A 24,171-nucleotide genomic window follows, 5' to 3' on the forward strand; every position below is an offset into this window, starting at 1 on the left:
CGCCTCCTCCGCCACGGCCGCCTCACTGCTGACGCTCTGACGCCTCCCCTCCGGGCTCCCCGGGGACCAGCCAGAGCGTCGCCAGCGGCGGCAGCAGCACCTCGGCGACCGCACCCCCCTCCGGGCAGGTGACCGAGCCCAGGTTGCCGAGGTTCCCGCCGCCGTAACAGGCGGCGTCGGTGTTGAGCGCCTCGTGCCAGCGCCCGCCGGAGGGGAGCGCCAGCCGGTGCCCGTGACGCGGCACCGGCGACAGGTTGCTCACGCACACCAGCGGCGCCCCCCACCGGTCCCAGCGCACGAAGGAGTAGACGCTGGAACCGGCGTCGTCGGCGTCGATCCAGGAGAAGCCGCCGGGGGAGCAGTCCAGCCGCCACAGCGCGGGGGTCGCGGCGTAGCGCCGGTTCAGGTCCCTGACCAGGTCCCGCACGCCCTTGTGCCGGGGGTCGCGCAGCAGCGCCCAGTCCAGCTCCCGGTCATGGGACCACTCGCTCCGCTGCGCGAACTCCTGGCCCATGAACAGCAGCTTCTTGCCCGGATGCGCCCACATGAAGGCCAGGTACGCGCGCAGGTTCGCCAGCCGCTGCCACTCGTCGCCCGGCATCTTCCCGGCCAGCGAGCCCTTGCCGTGCACCAGCTCGTCGTGGCTGAGCGGCAGCACGAAGTCCTCCGCGTACGCGTACGTCAGCCCGAACGTCAGCGCGTGATGGTGGTACGGCCGGTGCACCGGGTCGCGCCGCATGTAGCCGAGCGTGTCGTGCATCCAGCCCATGTTCCACTTGAAGTCGAACCCCAGCCCGCCCGCGGACGCCGGCCGGGTCACCCCCTCCCACGCCGTGGACTCCTCGGCGATCGTCAGCACCCCCGGGCAGCGCCGGTGGACGGTGTCGTTCAGCTCCCGCAGGAACGCGATCGCCTCCAGGTGCTCCCTGCCGCCGTGCGCGTTGGGCCGCCAGGCGCCGTCCGGGCGGGAGTAGTCCAGGTAGAGCATCGAGGCGACGGCGTCCACGCGCAGCGCGTCGACGTGGAACTCCTCGCACCAGTACAGGGCGTTGGCGATGAGGAAGTTGCGCACCTGCGGGCGGCCCAGGTCGAAGGTGAGCGTGCCCCAGTCGGGGTGCTCGCCGCGCAGCGGGTCGGGGTGCTCGTACAGGGGGCCGCCGTCGAAGCGGGCCAGCGCCCAGTCGTCGCGCGGGAAGTGCGCCGGCACCCAGTCGAGTATCACCCCGATCCCGGCCAGGTGCAGCGCCTCGACCAGGGCGCGGAAGTCGTCCGGGGTGCCGTAGCGGGAGCTCGGCGCGTAGTAGGAGGAGATCTGGTAGCCCCACGAGCCGCCGAAGGGATGCTCGGCCACCGGCATGAGCTCCACGTGGGTGAAGCCCATGCCGCGCAGGTACCCGGGAAGCTGCTCGGCCAGGTCGCGGTAGGTCAGGCCGCGCCGCCAGGAGCCCAGGTGCAGCTCGTACACGCTCATGGGCGCCTCGCGGGCCGGGCCCTCGCCGCGGGCCGCCAGCCACGCGCCGTCGCGCCAGCGGTGCCGCGAGGTGAACACCACCGACGCGGTGCGCGGCGGGTGCTCGGCCGCCAGGGCCAGCGGGTCGGCCTTGCGCCGGGTACGGCCGTCCGCGCCGGTGATCTCGTACATGTACCGGCAGCCGTCGCCGGCCCCGGGCACGAACAGCTCCCACAGGCCGCCGCCGGGCGCCCGGCGCAGCGCGTGCCCGGCGCCGTCCCAGCCGTTCAGGTCGCCCACCAGCCGCACCTCGCGCGCGCCCGGCGCCCACACGGCGAACGACACGCCCGCCACGCCGCCCACCGTCCGGGTGCGTCCGCCCAGCGCCCGCCACAGCTCCTCGTGCCTGCCCTCGCCGATGAGGTGCAGGTCCAGCTCGCCCAGCACGGACGGCCCCCCGCCGGTCAGGACGTCCATCACCGCTCCACCGTCAGGATGTGCGCCGGCTGGCCGGACGGGTCCAGCCGCACGAAGTTGCGCGCCCCCCACTGGTAGACCTCGCCGGTCAGCTCGTCGCGCACCCGGAAGGACGGCCCGAGGTCGGGCAGGTCCAGCGTCACCGTGGCCTGCCGCACGTGGTGCGGATCGAGGTTGACCACGACGATCACGGTGTCCTCGCCCGCCTGCTTGGCGAAGCAGAGCACGGCGTCGTCGTCGGCGTGCTGGAAGCGCAGGTTGCGCAGCAGGCGCAGGGCCGGATGGCGGCGCCGGATCCGGTTCAGCGCGGCCAGGAAGGGCGCCAGCGTGCCGCCCGCCGACCAGTCGCGCGGCCGGTACTGGTACTTCTCCGAGTCCGTGTACTCCTCGCTGCCCGGCGCGGCCGGCTCGCGCTCGCACAGCTCGAACCCGGCGTACACGCCCCAGGCGGGGGAGGCCGTCGCGGCCAGCGCGGCCCGCACCCGGAACGCGGCGGGGCCGCCCTCCTGGAGGTAGGCGTGCAGGATGTCGGGCGTGTTGACGAACAGGTTCGGCCGCATGTACGCCGCCGCCTCCCCGGCCAGCTCGCCCAGGTAGCTCTCCAGCTCCGGCTTGGCGTTGCGCCAGGTGAAGTAGGTGTAGGACTGCTGGAAGCCGACCGCGGCCAGCGTGTGCATGATCGCCGGCCGGGTGAACGCCTCGGCCAGGAAGACGACGTCCGGGTCGGTGCGGTTGATCTCGGCGATCAGGCGTTCCCAGAAGAACACCGGCTTGGTGTGCGGGTTGTCCACCCGGAAGATCCGCACCCCGTGGCCCATCCAGTGGCGCAGCACCCGCAGCGACTCGGCCAGGATGCCGCCGGGGTCGGCGTCGAAGGAGATCGGGTAGATGTCCTGGTACTTCTTGGGCGGGTTCTCGGCGTAGGCGATGCTGCCATCGGGCCGGTGCTCGAACCACCGCGGGTGCTCCCGTACCCACGGGTGGTCGGGCGAGCACTGCAACGCGAAGTCCAGCGCCACCTCCAGGCCCAGCTCGGCGGCCCTGGCCACGAAGAAGTCGAAGTCGTCGATCGTCCCCAGGTCGGGGTGGACGGCGTCGTGCCCGCCCGCCGCCGAGCCGATCGCCCACGGCGAGCCGGGGTCGTGCGGCCCGGCGATCGGCGAGTTGCCCGGCCCCTTGCGGTTGGTCCGGCCGATCGGGTGGATCGGCGGCAGGTAGACCACGTCGAAGCCCATCGCCGCGACGGCGGGCAGCCGCTCGGCCGCGGTCCGGAAGGTGCCCGAGCGCGGCGGCCGGCACCCCGTGGGGTCCACCACGGCGCCCTCGGAGCGGGGGAAGAACTCGTACCAGGCCCCATAAAGCGCCCGTTCGCGCTCCACCAGCAGCGGCAGGTCCTCACCGGCCGTCACGTGGTCGCGCAGCGGCCGGCGGGCCAGCGTCCGCAGCACCGGCTCGGCCAGCGCGATCGCCAGCCGCGCCTCGGGGTCCAGCTCGCCGTCGCGCAGCGTCGCGGCGGCCACGCGCAGCAGCCGGGCGTCGGCGGGCGGCACCTCCGGCTGGGCGGCGGCCCTGGTCAGCAGCCGGGCGCCGGCCTCCATCGTGACGGCCACGTCGATCGCGGCGGGGATCTTCACCTCGGCCACGTGCAGCCAGGTCGCCACCGGGTCGCTCCACGCCTCCACCCGGAACGTCCACTCGCCCTCCCGGTGGGCGGCCACCTCGGCCGCGTACCGGTCGGAGCCCTGGGCGACGGCCGCCATCGGGATCCAGGCGGCCTGCTTGCCGTCGGGATCGGTGAGCACGACGTTCGCGCCCACCACGCCGTGCCCCTCCCGGAACAGCGTCGCCGACACCTCGAACGGCTCGCCCGGCACCGCGCGCGCGGGCCGGCACCCGCCCGCCACGACGGGCCGGACGCCGACGACGGGCACCCGGCCCGCGGCGATCTCGGAGATCTCGGTCAACACCAGCGTCTCAGTCATGTGTCACGCGTCCTGCAGGTCGGCGATGGTCTCGATCGAGGTGCCGGCGGCGGCCTCGCAGTGCGCCGGCACGGTCAGCCCCGGGTACACCGTCACCCCGGACAGCCGCACGCCGGCCTGAACCGTCACTCCGTTGCCCAGCGCGCTGTAGCCGCTCAGCACGGTCACGCAGTCCACGAACGACTCCACCCTGGCCATCGTCCCCACGTGCGTGTCGGTGAGCCGCGCCCAGGGCCCGATGATCGCGCCGTCCAGGCAGGCCACCCGCTGCAACCGGCACCCGGTGTGCAGGTCCACGCCGTCGCCGATCGCGGAGTCGGAGACGACCACGCCGGGGCCGATCTCGACGTCCCGGCCGATGTGCACGTTCGGCCCGATCCTGACCAGGCCCGCGCTGATCTTCTCGGCCAGCGTCATGCCCGACGTCGCGTCCCGCTGGCGCAGCGAGGACTCGTGGATGCGCACGTTGCCCGGGCAGGCCCGCAGCATGCCCTTGAGCACGTGCGGGTAGCCGCCGCTCAGCGCGTCGGTCAGCGTGCCGAGATAGTCGCGCAGGTTGCCCAGGTCGCCCAGCTTGGCGATGGGCGCGATGCCGACCCGGTGCCCGGCCTCCACCAGCCACGGGAGCAGGTCGTGCCCCCAGTCGAGCCGGTGGCGGGCCAGCTCGGCCAGCCCCGGCTCCCCGGCCAGCTTCCGCAGCCGCCCGCAGTCGACCAGGTAGAGCCCGGCGTTGACGGGCACCCGGGCCGGGTCGGCGGCCAGGGCCTGCACCTCGGCCAGCGGTGGCTTCTCCACGAAACGCCGGATCCGCCCGGAGGCGTCCGTGACCATCGTGCCGTACTTGCCCGCCACCTCCTCGGCCGGCCGCTCGACCACGGCCACGGTGACCACCGCGTCGCTGTCGCGGTGGCGGCGGACCAGCTCCTCCAGGTCGAACTCGAACAGCGAGTCGGTCGGGAAGACCAGCGCCAGCCCGTCGAGCTGCCAGTAGTCCAGGCTGCTCAGCGTCGCCTCGCCGGAACCGGTGTTGGTCCAGTCCATCCGGGGCCGCGAGTAGCGCACCCGCACGCCCAGCCCCTCGCCGTGGCCGAGCACGTCCTTGGCCTGGTAGCGGTTCTCCCGGCCGTTGGCGATGAGGTAGAAGTCGCTGACCCCCTGGTCGCGCAGGGCCATGATCTGCCATTCGATGACCGGCCGTCCGGCGAAGCAGACCGTGGCCTTGCTCCGCAGGTGGCCGGGGGCCTCCAGGGTGAGCGGCCGGGCCCTGAGACCCTGTCCGCCCGCCAGTGCGATTCCGGCGATCTCGTTCATTGTCCGTACTTCCCCGTGGGTGTCCTACGTAGGGCGATCATGGTGATGTCGTCGAACTGCTCGGCGGACCCGATGTGCGCGCTGATCTCCCGTTCGAGCCTGTCCAGCAGGTCGTCCGCGCCGGTGGCGGGCTGCGAGACGAGGGTCAGCATGAGCTCCTCGCTGAAGAAGCGGCCGGACTCGTCCCTGGCCTCGGGCACGCCGTCGGTGTAGGCGAACAGCAGGTCCCCCTGGTCCAGGTGGGCCCTGCCGACCTCGAAGACGGAGTCGGGCACCAGCCCCAGCGCCGGCCCGGTGGGACGCAGCAGGGTGTGGCCGCCGCCCGCGTGGCGGATGATGGGCGGGTTGTGCCCGCAGTTGATGTAGACCAGCGCGCCGGTGACCGGGTCGAGCACGCCGAAGAACAGCGTGGCGAAGTAGCCCTGGCGCAGGTGGTTGGCGGTCAGGTAGTCGTTGGTCGCGATCACCGCGCGCAGCAGCGGCGTGGCGTCGTCCTGGACGGGGTCGGCCTCGCCGGTCCCCACATGGGCGGCCGTGTGCCGCAGCAGCGTCCTGATCAGGGCCATGAACAGGGCGGCGCCGACGCCCTTGTCGCACACGTCGGCCACCACCAGCCCGATCCGCGACCCGCCCAGCAGCTCCAGGGCGTCGTAGAAGTCCCCCGCGACCTCCCTGGCCGGCTGGAACCGGACGGTGAGCTGCCAGCCGGCGCGGGCCGGCAGCGCGTCGGGCAGGAAACCCGCCTGGATCTCCCGCCCGATCTGCAGCTCGCGCTCGTACTTCAGCAGCGCCTCCTCCTCGGCGCCCGGGAAGCGGCCGAACACCTGGCCCGCCCGCAGCCTGCGGTGCAGCAGCTCCGGCACGAAGGGCGGGACGACGTAGTCCAGCCCGGCCAGCACGTGCGGTTCGAGCTGACGCAGGTCGCCGTCGGTGAACGCGACCACGACGGGAGGCCGCGCGCCGGCCTGGACGACCCGCGTCACCTCGCGCACGACCTCCACGTCGAGGCTCGCGTTCACCAGCAGCAGACCGGTGGGCGGAGGCGCCTCGGCCAGCAGCTGCTCGGGGGTGCGCCTGGCCACGGGAGCGCCGTCGGCGGCCAGCAGCAGGCACAGCTCTTCCGCTGCTGGTGATGGGCCACTGACGACGAGGGTCACCTCCGCATCCATCGGTACCTCCTAGACGCGGTTCATGATGATGGTCGTCTGGTTACGACCCGAGCTGTACTCGTAGCGGACCTGGTCGGCGACCGTACGGGCCAGGTAGACGCCCAGCCCGCCCGGCCGGCGCTCGCCCAGCGGCCGTTCCAGGTCGGGAACGGCCTCGTAGGCGGTCGGGTCGAACGGCGGCGCCGAGTCGGTCAGGCGCAGCCACACCCGGCCCGGCTCCACCCCGCCGGTCAGCTCCAGCTCGCCCGTCCGGTCGCGGTGGCCGTGCGTGATGATGTTGACGATCAGCTCCTCGGCGGCCAGCCGCAGCCAGTGGGCGCGCGTGCGGGTCAGGCCGCCGAGCGCGCTCAGCGTCTGCACGTAGGCCATCAGCTCGTCCAGCGACTCGGGCTCGGCGGGGAGCCTGAGCCGCTGCATCGCCTGCCTACTCGGGGATCGCATCGCTGAAGTCCACGCTGTGGTGGAAGCCGACCAGCCGGATGGTCTGCTCGATGGCGTCGTTGGCGCCGACCAGCACGATGCGCACGTCGTCGGCCAGCTTCTGCCGGGCGAACACCAGCCCGCGCAGCCCCGCCGAGGACATGTAGCTGAGCTGCGACATCTCCAGCACCAGCAGCTCGGCCGCGGCCTCGGCCGCGCGCTCCACCTCCCTCCTGAAGGTCTCGGCGGTCAGGGCGTCCAGCTCGCCCTCCAGCGTGATCAGTGCGGTGCTGCCGTCGTGGGTCAGGATCGCGTTGAACGACATGGGATCTCCTTCGGGGATTTCAGGGATGGGCGCGGCCGACCAGCGCGACCGCGGCCCGCGGGCCGACGACGATCCGCCGCTGGTCGGCCAGCGGCGGCTCCTGGCCCGGTGAGTGGACGTCGCCGGGGGCGGCGGCCGCGGTGTCGGCGAACAGGTGCCACACCGCGCCGTCCGGCAGCGCGGGCAGCTCCAGCTCCCGCGCCTGCCAGTGGGTGTTGGCGGCCAGGTACAGGTGCTCCTCGCCGCCGCCGGCCGCCGGGCCGCTGCGCAGCATCGCCACCAGCGTGCTGTCCGGCGACCAGTCGGGCTCGCCGGCCCGCTCGCCGTGCCAGGACACCCGCGGCAGCCCGGCGCCCTCGTCGCCGCACGGGTGGCGGCGGTCGCGCACCATCGGGTGCGCGGCGCGGAAGGCGACGCACTCGCGCACGAACCGCAGCAGGCCGCCGTTTCGCTCGGTCAGGCCCCAGTCGAACCACGACAGCGGGCCGTCGTGGCAGTAGGCGTTGTTGTTGCCCTGCTGGGTGCGGCCGACCTCGTCGCCGGCCAGGATCATCGGGATGCCCTGGCTGAGCAGGAGCAGCAGCATCGCGTTCCTGGCCTGCCGCCCGCGCAGCGCCAGCACCTCGGCGTCCCGCGTCGGGCCCTCGGCGCCGCAGTTCCAGCTCTGGTTGTCGTCGCTGCCGTCGCGGTTGTCCTCGCCGTTGGCCTCGTTGTGCTTGCCGTTGTAGGCGAACAGGTCCGCCAGCGTGAACCCGTCGTGGCAGGTGACGAAGTTGACCGAGGCCAGCGTGCCGCGGGAGGCGTACAGGTCGGGCGAGCCGACCAGCCGGGTGGCCAGCTCGCCGGCCGAGCCGGGGTCGGCCTTCAGGAAGCGGCGCAGCGCGTCGCGGTAGCGGCCGTTCCACTCCGACCAGCGCTGGTAGCCGGGGAAGGAGCCCACCTGGTACAGGCCGCCGGCGTCCCACGCCTCGGCGATCAGCAGGCAGTCGCGCAGCAGCGGGTCGTGGGCCAGCGTCTCGATCAGCGGCGGGTTGGCCAGCGGCGCGCCGTCCTGGCCGCGGTCCAGGATCGCGGCCAGGTCGAAGCGGAAGCCGTCGATGTGGTACTCGCCGGCCCAGTAGCGCAGGCAGTCGAGCACGTAGTCGCGCACCACCGGGTGGTTGCAGTTGAAGGTGTTCCCGGTGCCGCTGAAGTTGTAGTAGTAACCCTCCGGCGTGAGCATGTAGTACGTGCCGTTGTCCAGGCCGCGGAAGTGGATGGTCGGGCCGTTCTCGTTGCCCTCGGCCGTGTGGTTGAAGACCACGTCCAGCACCACCGCGATCCCGGCCCGGTGCAGCTCCTTGACCAGGTTCTTGAACTCGTCGGACTGCATGCCGTACCGGCCGGTGGCCGCGTAGCCGGCCTTGGGCGCGAAGAAGCCCAGTGTCGAGTAGCCCCAGTAGTTGTACAGGCGCTCGCCGGTGACCGGGTTGACCCGGCTCATGTCGAACTCGTCGAACTCGAAGACCGGCATCAGCTCCACGCAGTTGACGCCGAGCGCCTTCAGGTAGGGGATCTTCTCGATCAGCCCCGCGTACGTGCCCGGCGCCGACACCCCCGAGGACGGGTCCGCCGTGAAGCCGCGCACGTGCAGCTCGTAGACGACCAGGTCCTCCGGCGCGACGCGCAGCGGCCGGTCCTCCTCCCAGTCGAAGTCGTCGGAGACCAGCACCGACCGGTAGGGGTACGGGTCGTCCCAGTCGACGTCGGCGCCCCACACGTCGCGGCCCGACATGACCCTGGCGTACGGGTCGGCCAGGATCCTGCCCGGGTCGAACCGGTCGCCGGGACCCGGCGTCTCCGGGCCGGCGACGCGGTAGCCGTACTCGACGCCCTCGTGGTCCAGGCCGAACACGGTCATGGCCCACACGCCGCCGATCCGGTACTCGCCGGGGAAGGGCAGCTCGGCGAACGGCTCCCGCTCCCCGCGTCGGAACAGCACCAGCGAGACCGCGCTCGCGCCGCTGGAGTAGACCGAGAAGTTCACCCCGCCGGGCACCAGCGTGGCGCCGAACGGCATCGGATGGCCCGCCCGCACCCCGAACCCGGCCAGCTCGGCCGTCGGGAAGGAGTCGATCCGGCCCGGCACGCCCTGCGTCTCCACACTCATGTGGCCTCCTCCCGGGGCTCGGCGGCCCGGACGATCTCCAGCGCGTCCGCCACGCAGTCGGCGACGACGAAGAAGCGCAGGAACCCGGTCGCCGCCATCACCCCGCGCAGCTCGGCCGACAGGCCCACCAGGGCGATGAAGCTGTCCAGGGTCCGCGCCTGCCGGTAGACCAGCAGCATCGTGCGCAGGCCCGCGCTGGACAGGTAGCTGACGCCGGTCAGGTCGAGCAGCACCGGCCGGCTGTCCGGCAGCAGCGACAGGATGCGCTCCTGCGCCGCCGGGGCCGACCTGCTGTCGAGCTGGCCGGTGAGCCCGATCACGGTGACCGGGCCGATCGTGTCCGTCGTGATCTCCATGGCCGGCACGCTCACTCCTGCACCGGGGTCAGCGTCACCTTGACGCGCAGCGCCTCGGTGGACTCCGGCAGCTCCACGGTCATCGCCACCGGGTCCAGCACCTCGTACGGCTTGCCGTCCACCTCGGCCTCGGTCAGCAGCACCCGCCCGGCCGGCAGCAGGTCGGGCGCGACGCGCAGGATGCGGTCGGCGTCCGGGCCCGGCTTGAAGTGCAGGGTGAGCGGCTGCCGGGTGACCAGCAGCCGCGTGTACACGGTCGCCAGATAGCACAGCTCGGAGGAGTGGTACATGCTCATCGAGTGGCTGCCCTTGAACCGCTCGGTCCCGAGCAGGTACGGCAGGCCGTTGGCCAGAACGTTGAAGTAGACCGCGCCCTCGTCGTGGTCGAGGAAGAAGGCGTTGTAGAAGCCCGCCGCCTGCCGCGCCTGCTCCAGGTGGTCCTCACCGCCCAGCTCGCCGGCCACGATCAGGTACGCCAGGATCGCCTGCTCCTGCTGCCACCACGCCTTGCGGTCGTGCCAGGCGAAGCGGTGCCACCGCTGGCCCTCGGCCCGGTGCCGCTCGACGACGTCGTACCAGCCGCCGCGCTGCTGGTCGCTGCCGACCGCCGGCATGGTTCGGGCCAGGTGCTCGGCCAGGTCGCGGTAGGCGTCCTTGGGGCGGGCGCCGTGCATGCGCATGAGGTTCCAGGCGATCTTCAGGTTGTGCCCGACGACCGCGCGGTCCTGCTGCCAGCCGTGCGTCAGGTCGTGGCTCCAGTCGTCGTGGAAGCGCTCGTTGACGAACGGGCTCGACGGCTCAGGGAAGTGCTCGACGATCGTGTCGAAGGTGCGCTCCAGCATCTCCAGGTGACGCTCGTCGCCGGTGGCCAGGTAGTAGTTGATCAGGTAGGCCGGGGCGTGGTCGCCGATGGAGTTCCAGTTCTTGCGCGACTGGTTCGGCCCGAGCGACTCGTGGTGCGGGCTGAGCAGGATCGGGTCGACGTGCGAGTAGTAGCCGCCGCGCCGGTGGTCGCGGAAGAACTTCTCGAACAGCCGCAGCGTGGCGTCGGCGTCGGAGGCGATGCGCTTGTCGCCGGTGACGCGGTAGGTCTGCGTCGGGCCGGCCAGGGCGTAGATCTGCTCGTACATCGGGATGGCGTCGTAGTCGTCGCCGAACTCCGAGGTGAACAGCTTCTTCTCGTGCTCGCCGTCCACCTTGATGCCGTGGTACCAGTACACGACGTCGTTCTCGGGGTCCACGAAGCGCATGTGCTCGCGCAGGTAGCGGGTGCCGCGCTCGGCGACCTCCAGGTAGGCGTCGTCGCCGGTCAGCAGGTACGCCGAGGCCATGCCGTACACCAGCCGCGAGATCGTGTCGGTCTCCTGCACGTGGCTGGCGGTCTTGTCGCCGCCCAGGCGCAGGATCGTCCGGTAGTCGCGGAAGTCGACCGGCCCCTGCCCGAACTGGGCGCGGCGGTAGAACGCGGCGATCTCGTCGAGCTGGTTGATCCACCAGTCGGGCTGCTCGAACCGGTACTCGCCGGCGCCGCGGCCCAGGAAGATCAGCCGCTTGGCCGAGAAGACCGGCTCCTCGCCCTCGGGGTAGAAGATCCCGTAGACGAACAGGTGGCGGCCCGGCGTCAGCATGTCGCGCACGTGGTCGCCCGCGTCCACGTACGGCTCGCCCAGGTTGCGCAGCACCTCGGCCGAGACCTCGCCGTCCAGGCGCACCTCGACCGTGCGGCCGTCGATGGTCGCCAGCCGGAAGGAGCCGGAGCCGGCGTCGAACCGTTCGACCCGCCCGGCCACGGTGTCCATGAAGGTGAAGTTCATCGTTGCTCCTACAGCGTCTCGGCGAGCTGGCCGATGATGGTGTGGGCGAACAGATGGCAGTGGTACACGCTGCGCCCGGTGATCAGGTTGCCGTCGATGACCACGTCCTGGTCCACGTACTCGGCGCCCATGTTCCGCACGTCGCCCACGAGGTTGTTGTGCGCGACGACCTTGCGCCCGCGCATCGTCTCGGGGGCGGCGGCCATCAGCCACAGGCCGTGGCAGATCACGCCCGTGATGATCGACGGCTCCTCCAGCGCCCGCCGCACGAACGCGGTGGCCGGCGCCAGCCGGTTGACGTCGTCGGTGTAGCGCAGCCGGTCCGAGACGATCCCCGAGGGCACGATCACCGCGGCGTAGGAGCGCAGCTCACGGTCGCTGATGCCCTCGAACCCGCGGTCCACGGTGAACGGCACCCGCCACTCGTGGCCGGTGAAGGTGATCGACGGCTGCCCCCACAGGCGGGTCATGAAGTGCACCTCGGCGCCGGCCTCGGCGAAGCGCCGCTCGTAGTAGAAGATCTCCGGCTCGACGTAGTCGCTCTCCATCAGGACGGCGACCTTGCGGCCGTTCAGCGCCGCGCCGGCCCGTGGCTCGATGCCGCTCACAATGGCCTCCCCGGTTCGGTGACGAGGTCGATGAGGAAGGGGCCGTCGTGGCCGAGCAGCCGCTCGACGGCCTCCTCGATCTGGTCGGCCTTCTCCACCCGCAGCCCGTCCACGCCGCAGCCTCTGGCCAGGTCGGTGAACTGGAGGTCGGGATGGGAGAGGTCGAAGGAACGAGGAAAGCGGTGACCGGGGATGCCCCGGCCGCGCCAGTACTCCTCGATGTTGTTGTCCAGCAGCCGGTAGCTGTGGTTGTTGCAGATCACGAACTTGGCGGCGATGTCGTACCGGACGGCGGTGGCCAGCGCCTGGAAGGTGTACATGCTGCCGCCGTCGCCGGTGAAGCCGATCACCGTGCGGTCCGGGTGGGCGAGCTTGGCGCCGATCGCCCCCGGGATGCCCACGCCGAGCGAGCCGCCGCGGGTCAGGAACCAGCTCCCCGGCCCGCGCGGCGGGAAGTAGGAGCCGATCACGCCGGAGGCGGTCAGCCCCTCGTCGAAGACGATCACGTCCTCGGGGGTCCGCGCCGCCAGCTCGCGCATGAACGCGTCGAGTATCGAGTCCTCGGCCGGCGCCGGGCCGACCCGCTGCTGCTGCGCGGCCGTCCGCCGGGCCAGCCGGGCCGCCGCCGCCTGCCGGTCGGCCCGGCTCAGCGTGCCCTCCAGCTCCGCCGACAGCGCCGCCAGCGTGAGCCGGGGGTCGGCCACCAGGCCCAGCGTGACCGGGTGGTTCTTGGCGATCTCGTACGAGTCCAGGTCGATGTGCACGATCCGCGCGTCCTTGCCGAACGGGCTGCTCAGCGACGGGAACACCTCGGGGAACAGGTACGTGCCCACCACCAGCACGGCGTCGGCGTCCTTGACGGCGTCCGCGCTGACCTGGCCGAACATGTGGCCGAGCTGGCCACGGAAGAGCGGGTGGCGGCCGTCCATGTTCGCCTCGGAGAACTCCACGCCCCACACGTCCGCGCCGAGCTGCTCGGCCACCCGGGTCAGCTCCGCCTGCGCGCCGGAGACCGACACGCCGTCGCCGGCCAGGATGATCGGCGACCGGGCGCCGGACAGCAGCTCGGCGGCCCGGCGGACCAGCTCCGGGGCGGGCAGCGCGGCCGAGTGCGGCACCACCGACGGCTGGACCGGCTCGTGGTTGGGCTGGTCCAGCACGTCGAGCGGGAGCGCCACGAACACCGGGCCGCGCGGCGGCGTCATCGCCAGCTTGACCGCCCGGCGCAGCACCCGCAGCACCGAGCCCGGGTCGATCACGCGCATGGCGTGCTTGGTGACGGGCCGGGCCATGGCCACGAGATCGGCGGCCATCTGGGCGTCCATCGCGTCGTAGCCGACCCCGGCCTCACCGGCGACCACCACCAGCGGGGAGTGCCCCCGCTTGGCCTGGTACAGCATGCCGATCGCGTTGCCCAGCCCCACGCCGCTGTGGAGCTGCAGCAGCGCGGGGCCGCCCGTGGCACGGGCGTAGCCGTCGGCGATGCCGGCCGCCACCGTCTCCTGCAGGGTGAGGATGTAGTGGAAGTCCTCGAAGCCCTCCAGCGCGTCGAGGAAGCCCTGCTCGACCGTCCCCGGGTTGCCGAACATGTACGTGATGCCGTCGCTGAGGAACTGCTCGATGATCGCGGTGTTGCCGTCCCTGGCCATGGCCCGCCATCACCAGCCGAAGCGGCGCAGGCCGCCCTCGAGCACTTCGACGATCTTCTGCCCGGTCAGGAACGAGTCGGGCGTGGAGCGTCCGGTGACGAACGGGAAGTCCACGATGACCGAGGTCTCCCTGCCGAAGTTGCCGATGTAGCGGCCCTGCGGCCCGGTGGCGTCCCGCAGGATGTACTCCAGCGGGTACGGCGGCGGCCCCATGTTGAAGTCGGGCACGCCGAGGAACCCGGTGCCGTCCTTGTAGTCGTACTCCTTGCAGTGGCCGGTGACGTGCTTGCCCCAGATGATGCTCTTGCGGTCCTCCCAGTCGCGGGCGAAGGCCAGGCAGGCCACGCCGTAGCACTCGGCGGCCACCGGCTTGCCCGCCCGCACGAACGCCAGCACGATCTCGTGCACCCGCTCGTTGTTGGCCAGGTCCACGATCGGCCCGCTGCCGCCCACGATCAGCACCGCGTCGTAGGGCACCAGCTCGGCCTCCAGCTTGGCCACCGCCCGGTGGTAGGACTCCAGCCGGCGCAGGTAGTCGGGGCTGCTGGTGTAGGGACGCTCGGGCGCCCAGGCCGACAGGTTGAGCGGGTTGGCCAGGCGGCCCGACTCGTCCAGGTCGCGGGTCAGCTTGGCCACCTCGGGCGTGGTGACCGAGCGGCCGAGCGGCGGGTCGACGTAGTCGGGGTCCATGCTGGGCGGCAGGGCGTGCGGCTGCTTGCCGGTCGGCGTGGCGAACACGACGTCGTAGCCGCGCTCGTCGAAGGCCGACAGCGGGCCGACGAGCTCCTCCCCCCAGTAGCCGAACTCCGAGAGGATCACGAGAACGCGCTTGGTCATGCCGACTCCCCGGGAATGATCCAGTTTTCCTTGCAGGTCATGGAGAACACGTGGGCCGGGTCGGCGATCGCCTCCAGCTCCGGCTTGACCCGGCGGGCGTGGTGGGCCGAGGCCAGCGCGGCGCGCAGCGCGTCCACGTCGTCGAACCAGAGCTGGTCCACGGCGTCGAAGCCGGCCTCGCCGAAGGTGTACGCGCCGTCCACGGTGTGGCAGTGCAGGTGCCTGCGCAGGCCCGGCAGCCCGGCCACCGCGGCGGCGTAGGACTCCAGGGACTGCTTGCGGTAGGTGTCCAGCGGCATACCGGGCCGCCGCTTGATCAGCGTGGTGACCTTCACCCAGCTGTCCGGCCGCGGCCTGGGGCCGGGCACCAGCTCGTGGGCGATGGTGTCGACCACGATCGTCGACCAGAACGCCGCCCAGTTGGGCTCGTCCAGCCGGGCGCCCTGGAGGAACTCCTCGCTCTGCAGCGAGGCGAGCTGCTCCTCGGCGCCGGCCAGCCAGATCTCGGCGATGCCCTGGTGCGGCAGCGCCGGCCGGCCCACGTCGCCGTCGAAGGGGATGCGGGTGTCGACCAGGTACTGCCTGATCTGCTTGATCTTGCTCGCGTACTTCACCGCGTGCACGTTCACCCAGTAGTCCTGGAACTGCTGGACGGTGAAGCCGGGCTTGGGGGCGCCGAAGATGAACTGGTGGATCATCGGGTGGCCTCCTGTCGGGCCGGGAGGAAGTCCGCCGCGACGAACTCGGCCGCGCGCTCGCCGATCATCACGGTGGTGGTGTGGGGGTTGGCCGAGACGATCGTCGGCATGATCGAGGCGTCGGCGACGCGCAGCCCCTCGACGCCGCGCACCCGCAGCCGGGTGTCCACCACGGCCAGGCTGTCGGAGCCCATCTTGCAGGAGCCGGCGAAGTGGTAGTAGGAGCCGACGTTCTCCGTCACCCAGGCGGTGAGCTGCTCCCGGGTGCGCACGTCCGGGCCGGGGGCGACCTCGGTCAGCCCCCAGTCGCGCCGGAAGGCCGAGCTGGCGTAGATGTCGCGGGCGATCTGCACCATCGTCACCGTGCGCTCCAGGTCCGAGCGCTCGGCGAAGTAGTTCGCGCTGACCCGCGGGTAGGCCGTCGGGTCGGTGCCGGCCAGCCGTACGCTGCCCCGTGACAGCGGGCGGACCAGCCCCGGCAGGGTGAGCACGATCTTCGGGTCGACCAGCTCGCGCACCGGCGTCAGCGGCTGCCCGGTCTCCACCCGCTTGATGACGTTGGCGAAGAACTGGTCGCCGAACGGCGCCCGGTGCACCAGGCAGATCTCCATGTCGGGCACCGGCAGCCCCGGCTCCGACCCCCAGAACAGGCCGACCTCGGTGACCTGCCCGCGCGGGTCGGGCGCGGCCTCCTCCATGTACCCGATCGGGCCGATGACCAGCGGGTGGTCGTGGAAGTTGGCCCCCACGCCGGGCAGGTCGGCGACCACCGGGATGCCGAGCGCGGCCAGCGCCCCGGCCTCGCCGATGCCGGACAGCTGCAGCAGCTTGGGCGACTGGATCGCGCCCGCGCTGACGATCACCTCGTGCGCGGCCCGGACGGTCCGCAGCTCGCCGCCCTTGAGGTACTCCACGCCCACGCAGCGCTCGCCCTCGAACAGCAGCCGGGTGGCCAGCGCCCCCACCTCGACGCTCAGCCGCTCCAGCGCCGGCTCCAGGTAGGAGGCGCGCACCCCGCAGCGGGTGCCCTTGCCGGCGTCGATGTCCATGTCGATGTCGACGTGGTGCCAGCTCACCCCGAAGCTGTCGGCGTTGAAGTCCTCGACCTGCGGGTAGCCCAGCTCCACGCAGGCGTCCACGAACGTCTGGGAGACCGGGTTGCCCATGTCCCGGGCGTTGACGATCTTGATGGGGCCGTCGTGGCCCGCCGTGGGGTTGGTCGCGTCCCGCTGGCCCTCCAGGCGCTGGAAGTAGGGCAGGACGTCGGCGAAGGACCAGCCGGGGCAGCCGTCGTAGGCCCAGGCGTCGAAGTCCGCCGGACGGCCACGCGTGTGGATCATGTGGTAGACGTTCGACGTCCCGCCCAGGCCGCGGCCCGCCGCCGAGTAGACCTGGCGCCCGCCGAGCCCCGGCTGCGGCTCGCTCATGTACGCCCAGTCCAGCTCGGTCAGCAGCACCTCGTTCCACCGGCTCGGGTCCTCGACCGCGTCCGTGACCTTCGTGTCGCCCGCCTCCAGGACCAGCACGCTGGCCCCGGGCAGCTCGCTCAGCCGGGCGGCGATGACCGACCCGGCCGTGCCGCCGCCGACGACGACGAAGTCGAAGCTCTGTGTCATCTCAGCTCACCTCCGCGCCGATGCGGCGACCAGGTCGGCGGCCTTCTCGGCGATCATGATCGTGGCCGCGTTGGTGTTGCCCCGGGTGATGACCGGCATGACCGAGGCGTCGGCCACGCGCAGCCCGTCCACGCCACGGACCCGCAGGTCGGGCTCGACGACCGCCTCGTCGTCGCGGCCCATCCGGCAGGTGCCGGCCGGGTGCCACACGGTCGAGGCGCTGGCCCGCACGTACTCGGCCAGGGCGGCCTGGCTCGTCACGCCGGGGCCGGGGGCCAGCTCCCGCCCGCGCAGGGAGTCGAAGGCCGCGTCCGAGACCAGCTCCCTGGCCAGGACGACGGCCTCGGTCAGCAGCCGCAGATCCGCGGCGGCCTCCAGGTAGTGCGGGTCGATCAGCGGACGCAGCGGGTCGCCGGGGCGCAGCCGCACCTCGCCCCTGCTCTGCGGCTGCAGCAGGATCGGCGCGAAGGTGAACCCCGGGCCGTCCGTCCTGTACCGGTCGTCGATGAACTGCACCGGGCCGAAGAAGAACTGCAGGTCCGGCCCGTCGCCGCCCAGGACGTTGGTGAACAGCCCCGCCTCGGCCAGCAGCTCGGGGAAGGGCAGCTCGCGCAGGCTCTCGTAGCCGATGCCGAACAGCACGTGGTCCTGCAGGTTGCCGCCCACGCCCGGCAGGTCGGCGACCACCTCGACGCCGTGCTCGCGCAGGTGCGCGGCCGGGCCGAGGCCCGAGCGCAACAGCAGCGCCGGCGAGCCCAGCGCGCCGCAGGCCACGACGACCTCCTGCGCGGCCGTGGCCCGCTGCGCACGGCCGTCCTTGACGTACTCCACGCCGGCGGCCCGGCCGCCCTCGAACGTGAGGCGGGTGACGACGGCGCCGGTCTCCAGCGTGAGACCCGGCTCGCCGAGCACCGGCGCCAGGAACGCCTCCGACGTGCTGGACCGGCGGCCGTCCTTGTCCCGGGTGGACTGGTAGAAGAAGGCCAGGCCCTCCTGGCGCGGGCCGTTGTAGTCGCCCGTGCCGTCGGCGCGGCCGCGGGCGATCGCCGCCCGGACGAACGCGCGCGAGGCGTCCGACGGCGAGCCGTAGTCCACGACCTTCAGCGGGCCGCCGCCGCCCCGGTACTCAGGCGAGCCGCCCGGGTAGTCCTCCGAGCGCCTGAAGTAGGGCAGCACCTCGTCGTAGGACCAGCCGTCGTTGCCCAGCGCGGCCCAGCCGTCGAAGTCGCGGCGGTTGCCCCGCACGTACATCATGGCGTTGACCGAGCTGCCGCCGCCCGTCACGCGGCCCTGCGGGATGGGCACCACCCGGCCGCCCAGCTCCCGCTGCGGGGTGCTGGCGTAGTCCCACACGAACTCCGGCGAGCCCCACATCGACGTCATCGACGGGACGTCGGTCCGGTGCACGCACTCGGCGTCGTCCGGGCCGCCGGCCTCCAGCAGCAGCACCCGGCAGCCCAGCGCGTCCAGCAGCCGCCTGGCCAGGACGCACCCGGCGCTGCCCGCGCCCACCACGATGTAGTCGTAGGCGCTCACGACGGCTCCAGCAGCCGGGCCCGCTCCAGCGCGGGCAGCAGGTCGCCGACCAGGAACTCCAGGTAGTGCTGCCCCCACATCGTCCGCCAGAGCGGGAAGGTGGCGTCGAAGGCGTCGCCGCGCAGGTCGGCCAGGCGCTCCTCCAGCTCCCACACCACGCCGTTGAAGTCGGCCTCGGAGAACGGCAGCCCGTGCCCGGCCGCGGCGGCGATGACCTCCGCCTTGCTCTTGGCCTTCAGCGACTCCAGCACGTCGGGGCGCGAGCCCGCCAGGCGCAGGAACGCGATCAGATTCGTCCCGCTCATGCCACCGGCCGCCTCTCGTCGGCCGCGAACCCGCGCAGCTCCTCCTCGCCGAACCTGGCCACCACGTGATCGAGCAGGTAGTCCAGGTAACGCCTGCCCCACATGTGCCGCCAGAGCGTGCTGCCGCCGTCGACGGACTCGCCGTCCTTGGCGACGATGACCTCGATCTCCAGGGCCCCGACCACCGACACCAGCTCCTCGGCGGTGAACCGGAAGCCCTCGTCGGAGGCGTGGAACAACAATTGACTGAGATTTCTCGCGCTATACTCAGCGCGTCTTTGCGGATTCTCCCGGAGGTCGCCGAGGAATCTCACGAATTCGCTCTTCGCCATTGGCACCACCATTTCGTCCGGCGCTACGGATGAATCATGTTCAGCCGCCGGAAAACGCGTCAACGCGCCGCCTGGCGGTGACCGGGCGGTATGGAGGTAGCCGATCCCATTCCGTCAAGTCCGAAGCCGCATTCACCGGAATTCCAGCGAATGCACTTGACTTGGATCGCGCTCGAAGGGCGACAATGATCGGTATGAGTCAGAGCCTGACGATCGCGGAAGTCGCAGCCGAGACCGGCCTCAGCGCCCACGCGCTGCGCTATTACGAGAAAGCCGGCCTGATGCGGGAGACGCCGCCGCGCGGCGGCAACGGGCACCGCCGCTACACCGAACGTGATCTGGCCTGGATCCGCTTCCTGACCAGGCTGCGCGGCACCGGGATGTCCATCGCCGACGTCCGCCGCTACGCCGAGCTGGTCCGCGCCGGCGAGAGCACCACCGCCGAGCGCAAGCAGATCCTGCTCACCCACCGCGAGGAGGTGGCCAAGCGCATCGACCAGCTCAAGGACGACCTGGCCGCCATCGACTACAAGATCGACATCTACGAGAAGCTAGAGGAGAAGTACCAGCTGTGACCGCGCCGCGTCTACCTGGCCGGGCTGGTCACGGTCGCGGCCGGCGGGCTGCTCGGCTACTGGGCGCCGACCCTCGGCCTGCTCGTGGCCGCCCGCGTGGTGATCGGCCTGGGCACCTCGGCCGCCTACCCGGCCGCCATGAGCATGGTCCGCCGCAGGTCGCAGCGGTCCGGCGGCGCCGCGCCCGCCTCGGTGATGGGCGCGCTGGCCATGGCAGGGCAGGTCAGCATGGTGCTCGGGCCGCCGCTCGGCGGGCTGCTCGACGCGCTCGGCGGCTGGCGCTGGATCTTCCTGGTCAACCTGCCGATGGCCGTGGCCGGGGTGGTCTCGGCGCTGCTGTGGCTGCCGCGCGACGAGCCGTACGAGCGCTCCGGCGCAGGCGGCGGCGGCAGCCTGCGCGACCTGGCCGGCAACCGGCCGCTGCTGGTCACCTACCTGCGCAACGCGGTGACCTTCATGGCCACCTACGGCTTCCTGTACGGCTGGACGCAGTGGCTGGAGCAGGGCAGAGGCTTGACGGCGGCGGTCGCCGGGCTGCTGCTGACGCCCACCTCGGCCGTGGGCGCGGTGGTCTCGGGACTGGCCGCGCGCGCCGACGGCGCGTCGGGCTGGGCGCGCTGGATGTTGCCGGCCGGCGCCGCGGCCCTGCTGGCGGGCTGCGCCTGGCTGCCGGCGCTCGACGGCGGCGCGTCCATCCTGTCGTTGTGTCTGCTCAGCATGGTCTTCGGGGTGCAGAACGGGCTCAACATCGTCGGCAACCAGGCCGCCATGTACGCCCAGGCGCCGCCCGGCCAGATCGGCATGGCCGCCGGCCTGCTGCGCACCTCGCAGTACGCCGGGGCCATCTGCTCGGCGCTGCTCATCAGCGTGACCTACGGCGAGCGCGCCACCGACGAGGGGCTGCACCGGCTGGGTTTGGTCCTGACGGTCACCTCGGCGCTGCTGCTGGCCGGCACGCTCGTCGCGGCGATCCGCGCCGGTCGCGTCACCGGCGCCGGCGGGCGCGCGTGAGCGGGGAGGGGCCGGCCGCCACTCCCCGCCCGCGCGGTCCGCGCCGCCCGCTCAGCGGGGGCCGATCAGCTCGCTGATCGCGAACCCGGTCAGGCTGGTCACGTTGGCGCCGCCCACCGACAGGATCGTGGACGTGCCGGGCACGCGGTCCACCGCGTACGCGCCGGCGTACCCGGCAGACGGGCGGGCCGGGCCGCTGACCCGGGTCCACGAGGCGCCGTCGAAGTACAGGTAGGCGGGTGCGGTGGTGCCGCCGCCGGTCGGGAGGATCAGGTGGCCCGCGCCGTCGCCGCTGAGGCTCGCCGAGCCGTTGCCCGGGTCGCCGGGCAGCGCCGAGACGGTCCAGCGGGCGCCGTCGTAGCGGGCGATCGCCGGGGTGGCGGGCCGGTTGGTACGGGGCTGGTAGCCGCTGACCCAGATCCTGTCGGGGCCCTCGACGTACACGCCCCGGGGGCTGAGCCCCGGCCTGCCCAGCGAGCGCAGGGCCGTGCCGTCCCACAGGACGACGCCGTTCTCGGCGGCGAAGACGATCTGGTCGCCGCCGTCGACGGCGCGCAGCAGGCCCAGGTTCTCGGTGCGCGGGTAGACCGTCCAGGAGCCCTGGCGCAGGCGCAGGATGTCGGTGCCGCCGGTGTTCCTGTACCTGATCGACCAGAGCGAGCCGTCCTTGGTGGCGGCGATCGGGCCGGTCCACTCGTCGCCGGGCAGCGGGGGCGTCCAGCCGGGCGGGGGCGGGATCTCCGACCAGGCCGAGCCGTTCCAGTACGCCGAGCGCGGCCAGGAGACGTCGGCGATGGTCCTGCTGCCGGTGACGTACACCTGGTCCGGCGCGACGGCCGCGACGCAGCACGGGCTGGGCACGTCGTAGCCGGCGGTGAGCGGCAGCCTGGTCCAGGACGTGCCGTCCCAGCGCAGCACGGAGGTGTCCGGCGAGCCGTCGTAGCCGCGCCAGCCGACGGCGTAGGCGTGGGCGGCGTCCAGCACGTCGACGTTCCAGAGGGTGGTGGGGTCGCCGGGCGGGTCCACGGCCCGGAAGGACGGGGCAAGCAGCGCCTGGGCCGGGGTCGCCGCCGCCAGCGCGGCGGTGACGGCCAGGGCGGCGGCGGAGGCGCGGAGGACGCCACGGAAACGGGTCATGTCTTCTCCTGTGGGCGCGTTCCTGCGAACAAGGGCACGAGTGCGGGCGCGTTCCTGCGGGAAAGGGGGGCACGCAGGACGGCCGGGACGGGCTCCGGGCACGAGAAAGCGGGCCGGTACCGACCGGCCCGCCCGGGATCCGCCCGCTCAGTCGTCGGATCTGACCCCGTCGGGGCCGATCGGGCCGAAGAACGAGCTGAAGTTGGCGGTCCCGTCGCCGAAGATGCCGCCGCGGCCCTCCACGACGCGGCCGTTCTCCCACCGCATCAGGTCCACACCCTCCATCTGCAGGTGCTCGTAGAAGGAGGTGCCGTCCGAGCCGGTGCGCTTGCGCACGGCGGTGCACCGGTTGACGTCGATGGTGTAGCCGTCCACCGGGTTGACCAGGCAGGCGATCTGCTCCATGCGCAGGGTGCCGCCGGCCAGCCGCTGCCAGGTCTTGATGAAGCCCATGAAGGCGTCCAGGCCGTCGTGCCATCCGGCGTACGGGTGGTTGCCGGGGGACTGGAACCGCACGTCGGGGTGCCAGTACTCCAGCGCGCGCTCGCGGTCGCCGGACCGCAGCGCCTGGTGTGCCGCCGCCAGTCGCTCAGCCGTCAGATCCGACATCGCTCTCCTCTCACTGCCTCGGGGGGTACTGCGTCGGGAGGTACTGCCTCGGGGGTGCTGCCTCGGGTGCTACTGCATCGGGTGCTTGGCGAGGAAGGCCGAGACGCCTTCGCCGACCGCCCTCGGGTTCATGATCTGCAGGCCGTGGGTGGCGCCGACGATGCCGCAGCGCTCGGCCTGGGGCAGCCAGTTCATGAGGAAGTGCTGGGCCTCCCGGAAGCCGGGCATGGCCGCCTCGCTGTCCAGGCCCATCACGGCCAGCACCGGCATCCGCGGCTTGTCCGGCACGAGCTGGTCGGCCTTGGACATGCGGAAGCCCCAGCCGCCCAGTGCCGGGAAGTCGACCTTGAACGTGACGTCCGCGCACTCCTCGACCCGCTCCCACACGTCGAGGGGGCAGGTCATGTCCACCGAGCCGAGGTAGCTCGGGCCGCAGACGGCGGCCATGAAGTCGCAGGCGGCGGTGAGCTTGTCGCCCTTCTGCACCAGCTCGATGGCCGTCATCACGGCGTCGTTGTTGGCCTTCTCGGCCTCGGCGCCCTCACGCGGCAGGTACGGCTCCAGCAGCACCGCCGAGTGCGTGCGCTCGGGGTAGGAGAGCATGAACTGGAAGCCGATCACCCCGCCGAAGGAGTACGACATGACGTGCGCCTTGTCGATGCCGAGGTGGTCGAGGAGCTGCTTGGCGTGCTCGGCGCCCTCCTCGATGCTGAGGCTGTCCTTCTCCAGCGTGCTGCCGTTGTAACCGGCGCGGTAATAGCTGATGAACTGGTACTTGTCCAGCAGCTCCGGGTTGTACTTCAGGAGCGGCGTGATGAGACCGTCCGAAATGGAGGTGCAGTGGATGCACAGGACGGGCTCGCCGCGCCCCACGACGGTGTAACGAAGTTCCGCGTTGCTGACCTTGACTCGCTTGTCGTGGTCGAGTTTCCAGTCTCGACCGGCGTACAAAGCATTCGCGCTCATGCCATTCCTCTCACGCGATCACTCGACCGTTTCTCGTGCCCGCTTGGCCATACTCAAGAATGGTTGCCATGGGCCATGGAGACGGTCAACGAGAGAGCCCGCGCCGGGGTATTCACCGCGAAATACGCCGGGGAACTCTGTCAAGTCGGCACGCGTGGAAGGCGGCGGCGGTCAGGGGAAGGACAGCTCGTACTCGACCTGCTCGACCGGGTTGCCGTCGCCGTAGTCGTGGGTGCGGGCGGCGCCGGACTCGGTGAAGCCGCTCTTGGCGTAGAACCGGCGCGCCTGAGGCGTGTCGCGCAGCGTCCACAGGTGCACCCCGGTGAAGCCCTCGTCGCGGATGCGGCGCAGGGTGTCGGTCATCAGGGCGGCGGCCACGCCGGTGCCCCAGCCGTCGGGATGGCCGTAGAAGCCGAGGATCTCCGCCGCGCCCGCCCGCGACGGCGAGGGCCCGAACCAGGAGAAGGCCAGCCGGCGCCCGTCGAGCGCGGCCAGCACCAGGCCCGCCGGGGTCTCGGCGAGCACGTCGTGCCATTTGCCGCGCCGGTGTCGCACGGCCTGGTCGAAGAAGTCGGGGGAGAAGAAGCCGGCGTAGGCGGCCTTCCAGGATTCGGCGTGGATCTCTCCCAGCGTCTCGCCGTCGCCCGGCGAGGCTGGGAACACTGTGAAAATTCCGGTCACAAGATCACACTAGTCGAGAGGTCCCGCGGGTGTCCGGCGGCGGAGCGCGGGCACGTACGGGTATGCACGCACGCGGGGCGGCGCTCGGCGCGTCGGCCGCCGCACGAGGCGTTCGAGGAGGTGCGGGCGGAGAAGCTGCGCGAGACGGCCGTCCGGGC

22 protein-coding genes and 1 pseudogene are annotated in these 24,171 nt (G+C 72.1%); 2 read left to right on the top strand and 21 right to left on the bottom strand.

Annotated features, from left to right (window positions below):
• Positions 1-22: 22 nt before the first annotated feature.
• The 17 genes from glgB to ACIBST_RS41835 are packed head-to-tail and all read right to left on the bottom strand — an operon-like array spanning position 23 to position 18,944.
• A complete protein-coding gene (glgB, locus tag ACIBST_RS41755) occupies positions 23-1,927 on the bottom strand; it encodes a 1,4-alpha-glucan branching protein GlgB (protein WP_397179049.1) in 1,905 nt (634 codons plus the stop codon).
• Entirely contained in the window at positions 1,927-3,909 is a 1,983-nt protein-coding gene (locus ACIBST_RS41760) for an alpha-1,4-glucan--maltose-1-phosphate maltosyltransferase (protein WP_397179050.1), read from the bottom strand. Before ACIBST_RS41760 ends, glgB begins: the two co-directional genes overlap by 1 nt.
• 3 nt (positions 3,910-3,912) lie before the next feature.
• Positions 3,913-5,220, bottom strand: coding sequence for a sugar phosphate nucleotidyltransferase (locus tag ACIBST_RS41765; protein ID WP_397179051.1), 1,308 nt, complete (start codon positions 5,218-5,220; stop codon positions 3,913-3,915).
• Positions 5,217-6,389 (bottom strand): PP2C family protein-serine/threonine phosphatase, encoded by a 1,173-nt coding sequence (locus tag ACIBST_RS41770; protein ID WP_397179052.1) that lies wholly within the window; start codon positions 6,387-6,389, stop codon positions 5,217-5,219. The genes ACIBST_RS41765 and ACIBST_RS41770 overlap by 4 nt, the downstream gene beginning before the upstream one ends.
• Positions 6,390-6,398: 9 nt before the next feature.
• Positions 6,399-6,830, bottom strand: coding sequence for an ATP-binding protein (locus ACIBST_RS41775; protein ID WP_397179053.1), 432 nt, complete (start codon positions 6,828-6,830; stop codon positions 6,399-6,401).
• On the bottom strand, positions 6,814-7,134 hold the full coding sequence (locus ACIBST_RS41780) for an anti-sigma factor antagonist (RefSeq protein WP_352329001.1): 321 nt from the start codon (positions 7,132-7,134) through the stop codon (positions 6,814-6,816). The genes ACIBST_RS41775 and ACIBST_RS41780 overlap by 17 nt, the downstream gene beginning before the upstream one ends.
• 19 nt (positions 7,135-7,153) lie before the next feature.
• The gene (gene glgX, locus ACIBST_RS41785) at positions 7,154-9,283 is read right to left on the bottom strand and encodes a glycogen debranching protein GlgX (protein WP_397179054.1); all 2,130 of its coding nucleotides are present in this window, start codon (positions 9,281-9,283) and stop codon (positions 7,154-7,156) included.
• Positions 9,280-9,639 (bottom strand): STAS domain-containing protein, encoded by a 360-nt coding sequence (locus ACIBST_RS41790; protein ID WP_358010729.1) that lies wholly within the window; start codon positions 9,637-9,639, stop codon positions 9,280-9,282. The genes glgX and ACIBST_RS41790 overlap by 4 nt, the downstream gene beginning before the upstream one ends.
• 11 nt (positions 9,640-9,650) lie before the next feature.
• On the bottom strand, positions 9,651-11,453 hold the full coding sequence (locus ACIBST_RS41795) for an AGE family epimerase/isomerase (protein ID WP_397179055.1): 1,803 nt from the start codon (positions 11,451-11,453) through the stop codon (positions 9,651-9,653).
• 8 nt (positions 11,454-11,461) lie between these two features.
• Positions 11,462-12,061 (bottom strand): DJ-1/PfpI family protein, encoded by a 600-nt coding sequence (locus ACIBST_RS41800; RefSeq protein WP_397179056.1) that lies wholly within the window; start codon positions 12,059-12,061, stop codon positions 11,462-11,464.
• Positions 12,058-13,710: a thiamine pyrophosphate-binding protein gene (locus tag ACIBST_RS41805; RefSeq protein WP_397179057.1), complete on the bottom strand. Its 1,653-nt coding sequence runs from the start codon at positions 13,708-13,710 to the stop codon at positions 12,058-12,060. Before ACIBST_RS41805 ends, ACIBST_RS41800 begins: the two co-directional genes overlap by 4 nt.
• Before the next feature lie 9 nt (positions 13,711-13,719).
• Positions 13,720-14,547 carry a type 1 glutamine amidotransferase domain-containing protein gene (locus ACIBST_RS41810; RefSeq protein ID WP_358297542.1) on the bottom strand — a complete coding sequence of 276 codons (828 nt, stop codon included), beginning with the start codon at positions 14,545-14,547 and terminating at the stop codon, positions 13,720-13,722.
• A complete protein-coding gene (locus ACIBST_RS41815; RefSeq protein WP_397179058.1) occupies positions 14,544-15,245 on the bottom strand; it encodes an EthD domain-containing protein in 702 nt (233 codons plus the stop codon). The genes ACIBST_RS41810 and ACIBST_RS41815 overlap by 4 nt, the downstream gene beginning before the upstream one ends.
• Positions 15,242-16,861: a GMC family oxidoreductase gene (locus ACIBST_RS41820; protein WP_397179059.1), complete on the bottom strand. Its 1,620-nt coding sequence runs from the start codon at positions 16,859-16,861 to the stop codon at positions 15,242-15,244. Before ACIBST_RS41820 ends, ACIBST_RS41815 begins: the two co-directional genes overlap by 4 nt.
• Positions 16,862-16,867: 6 nt before the next feature.
• Positions 16,868-18,397, bottom strand: a complete 1,530-nt coding sequence (locus ACIBST_RS41825; RefSeq protein WP_397179060.1) for a GMC family oxidoreductase — start codon at positions 18,395-18,397, stop codon at positions 16,868-16,870.
• Complete coding sequence (locus tag ACIBST_RS41830; protein ID WP_397179061.1) at positions 18,394-18,702, bottom strand: Nif11-like leader peptide family natural product precursor; 309 nt, start codon at positions 18,700-18,702, stop codon at positions 18,394-18,396. Before ACIBST_RS41830 ends, ACIBST_RS41825 begins: the two co-directional genes overlap by 4 nt.
• On the bottom strand, positions 18,699-18,944 hold the full coding sequence (locus ACIBST_RS41835; RefSeq protein ID WP_387682278.1) for a hypothetical protein: 246 nt from the start codon (positions 18,942-18,944) through the stop codon (positions 18,699-18,701). The genes ACIBST_RS41830 and ACIBST_RS41835 overlap by 4 nt, the downstream gene beginning before the upstream one ends.
• 284 nt (positions 18,945-19,228) lie before the next feature.
• Here ACIBST_RS41835 and ACIBST_RS41840 point away from each other — a divergent pair, with 284 nt between their 5' ends.
• Complete coding sequence (locus tag ACIBST_RS41840; RefSeq protein WP_352330857.1) at positions 19,229-19,609, top strand: MerR family transcriptional regulator; 381 nt, start codon at positions 19,229-19,231, stop codon at positions 19,607-19,609.
• 12 nt (positions 19,610-19,621) lie between these two features.
• A pseudogene (locus ACIBST_RS41845) lies at positions 19,622-20,620 on the top strand (MFS transporter); the annotation flags it as partial.
• 51 nt (positions 20,621-20,671) lie between these two features.
• Here the strand turns inward: ACIBST_RS41845 and ACIBST_RS41850 are convergent.
• From ACIBST_RS41850 to ACIBST_RS41865, 4 genes are all read right to left on the bottom strand, one after another.
• On the bottom strand, positions 20,672-21,757 hold the full coding sequence (locus tag ACIBST_RS41850) for a hypothetical protein (protein ID WP_397179062.1): 1,086 nt from the start codon (positions 21,755-21,757) through the stop codon (positions 20,672-20,674).
• A gap of 147 nt (positions 21,758-21,904) precedes the next feature.
• Positions 21,905-22,366 carry a nuclear transport factor 2 family protein gene (locus ACIBST_RS41855; protein WP_397179063.1) on the bottom strand — a complete coding sequence of 154 codons (462 nt, stop codon included), beginning with the start codon at positions 22,364-22,366 and terminating at the stop codon, positions 21,905-21,907.
• A 69-nt stretch (positions 22,367-22,435) separates the two neighbouring features.
• On the bottom strand, positions 22,436-23,332 hold the full coding sequence (locus tag ACIBST_RS41860; RefSeq protein WP_352363708.1) for an alpha/beta hydrolase: 897 nt from the start codon (positions 23,330-23,332) through the stop codon (positions 22,436-22,438).
• A 171-nt stretch (positions 23,333-23,503) separates the two neighbouring features.
• The gene (locus ACIBST_RS41865; RefSeq protein ID WP_397179064.1) at positions 23,504-23,995 is read right to left on the bottom strand and encodes a GNAT family N-acetyltransferase; all 492 of its coding nucleotides are present in this window, start codon (positions 23,993-23,995) and stop codon (positions 23,504-23,506) included.
• Positions 23,996-24,171: the final 176 nt, after the last annotated feature.

It is taken from the genome of Nonomuraea sp. NPDC049684, from assembly GCF_044465345.1.
Classification (GTDB): Bacteria; Actinomycetota; Actinomycetes; order Streptosporangiales; family Streptosporangiaceae; genus Nonomuraea.

What these genes read in the sequence shown, in the direction of transcription:
- glgB (WP_397179049.1), bottom strand. Translation starts at nt 1,927, where the DNA reads ATGGACGTCCTGACCGGCGGGGGGCCGTCCGTGCTGGGCGAGCTGGAC.
- ACIBST_RS41760 (WP_397179050.1), bottom strand. Translation starts at nt 3,909, where the DNA reads ATGACTGAGACGCTGGTGTTGACCGAGATCTCCGAGATCGCCGCGGGC.
- ACIBST_RS41765 (WP_397179051.1), bottom strand. Translation starts at nt 5,220, where the DNA reads ATGAACGAGATCGCCGGAATCGCACTGGCGGGCGGACAGGGTCTCAGG.
- ACIBST_RS41770 (WP_397179052.1), bottom strand. Translation starts at nt 6,389, where the DNA reads ATGGATGCGGAGGTGACCCTCGTCGTCAGTGGCCCATCACCAGCAGCG.
- ACIBST_RS41775 (WP_397179053.1), bottom strand. Translation starts at nt 6,830, where the DNA reads ATGCGATCCCCGAGTAGGCAGGCGATGCAGCGGCTCAGGCTCCCCGCC.
- ACIBST_RS41780 (WP_352329001.1), bottom strand. Translation starts at nt 7,134, where the DNA reads ATGTCGTTCAACGCGATCCTGACCCACGACGGCAGCACCGCACTGATC.
- glgX (WP_397179054.1), bottom strand. Translation starts at nt 9,283, where the DNA reads ATGAGTGTGGAGACGCAGGGCGTGCCGGGCCGGATCGACTCCTTCCCG.
- ACIBST_RS41790 (WP_358010729.1), bottom strand. Translation starts at nt 9,639, where the DNA reads ATGGAGATCACGACGGACACGATCGGCCCGGTCACCGTGATCGGGCTC.
- ACIBST_RS41795 (WP_397179055.1), bottom strand. Translation starts at nt 11,453, where the DNA reads ATGAACTTCACCTTCATGGACACCGTGGCCGGGCGGGTCGAACGGTTC.
- ACIBST_RS41805 (WP_397179057.1), bottom strand. Translation starts at nt 13,710, where the DNA reads ATGGCCAGGGACGGCAACACCGCGATCATCGAGCAGTTCCTCAGCGAC.
- ACIBST_RS41810 (WP_358297542.1), bottom strand. Translation starts at nt 14,547, where the DNA reads ATGACCAAGCGCGTTCTCGTGATCCTCTCGGAGTTCGGCTACTGGGGG.
- ACIBST_RS41815 (WP_397179058.1), bottom strand. Translation starts at nt 15,245, where the DNA reads ATGATCCACCAGTTCATCTTCGGCGCCCCCAAGCCCGGCTTCACCGTC.
- ACIBST_RS41820 (WP_397179059.1), bottom strand. Translation starts at nt 16,861, where the DNA reads ATGACACAGAGCTTCGACTTCGTCGTCGTCGGCGGCGGCACGGCCGGG.
- ACIBST_RS41830 (WP_397179061.1), bottom strand. Translation starts at nt 18,702, where the DNA reads ATGAGCGGGACGAATCTGATCGCGTTCCTGCGCCTGGCGGGCTCGCGC.
- ACIBST_RS41840 (WP_352330857.1), top strand. Translation starts at nt 19,229, where the DNA reads ATGAGTCAGAGCCTGACGATCGCGGAAGTCGCAGCCGAGACCGGCCTC.
- ACIBST_RS41850 (WP_397179062.1), bottom strand. Translation starts at nt 21,757, where the DNA reads ATGACCCGTTTCCGTGGCGTCCTCCGCGCCTCCGCCGCCGCCCTGGCC.
- ACIBST_RS41855 (WP_397179063.1), bottom strand. Translation starts at nt 22,366, where the DNA reads ATGTCGGATCTGACGGCTGAGCGACTGGCGGCGGCACACCAGGCGCTG.
- ACIBST_RS41860 (WP_352363708.1), bottom strand. Translation starts at nt 23,332, where the DNA reads ATGAGCGCGAATGCTTTGTACGCCGGTCGAGACTGGAAACTCGACCAC.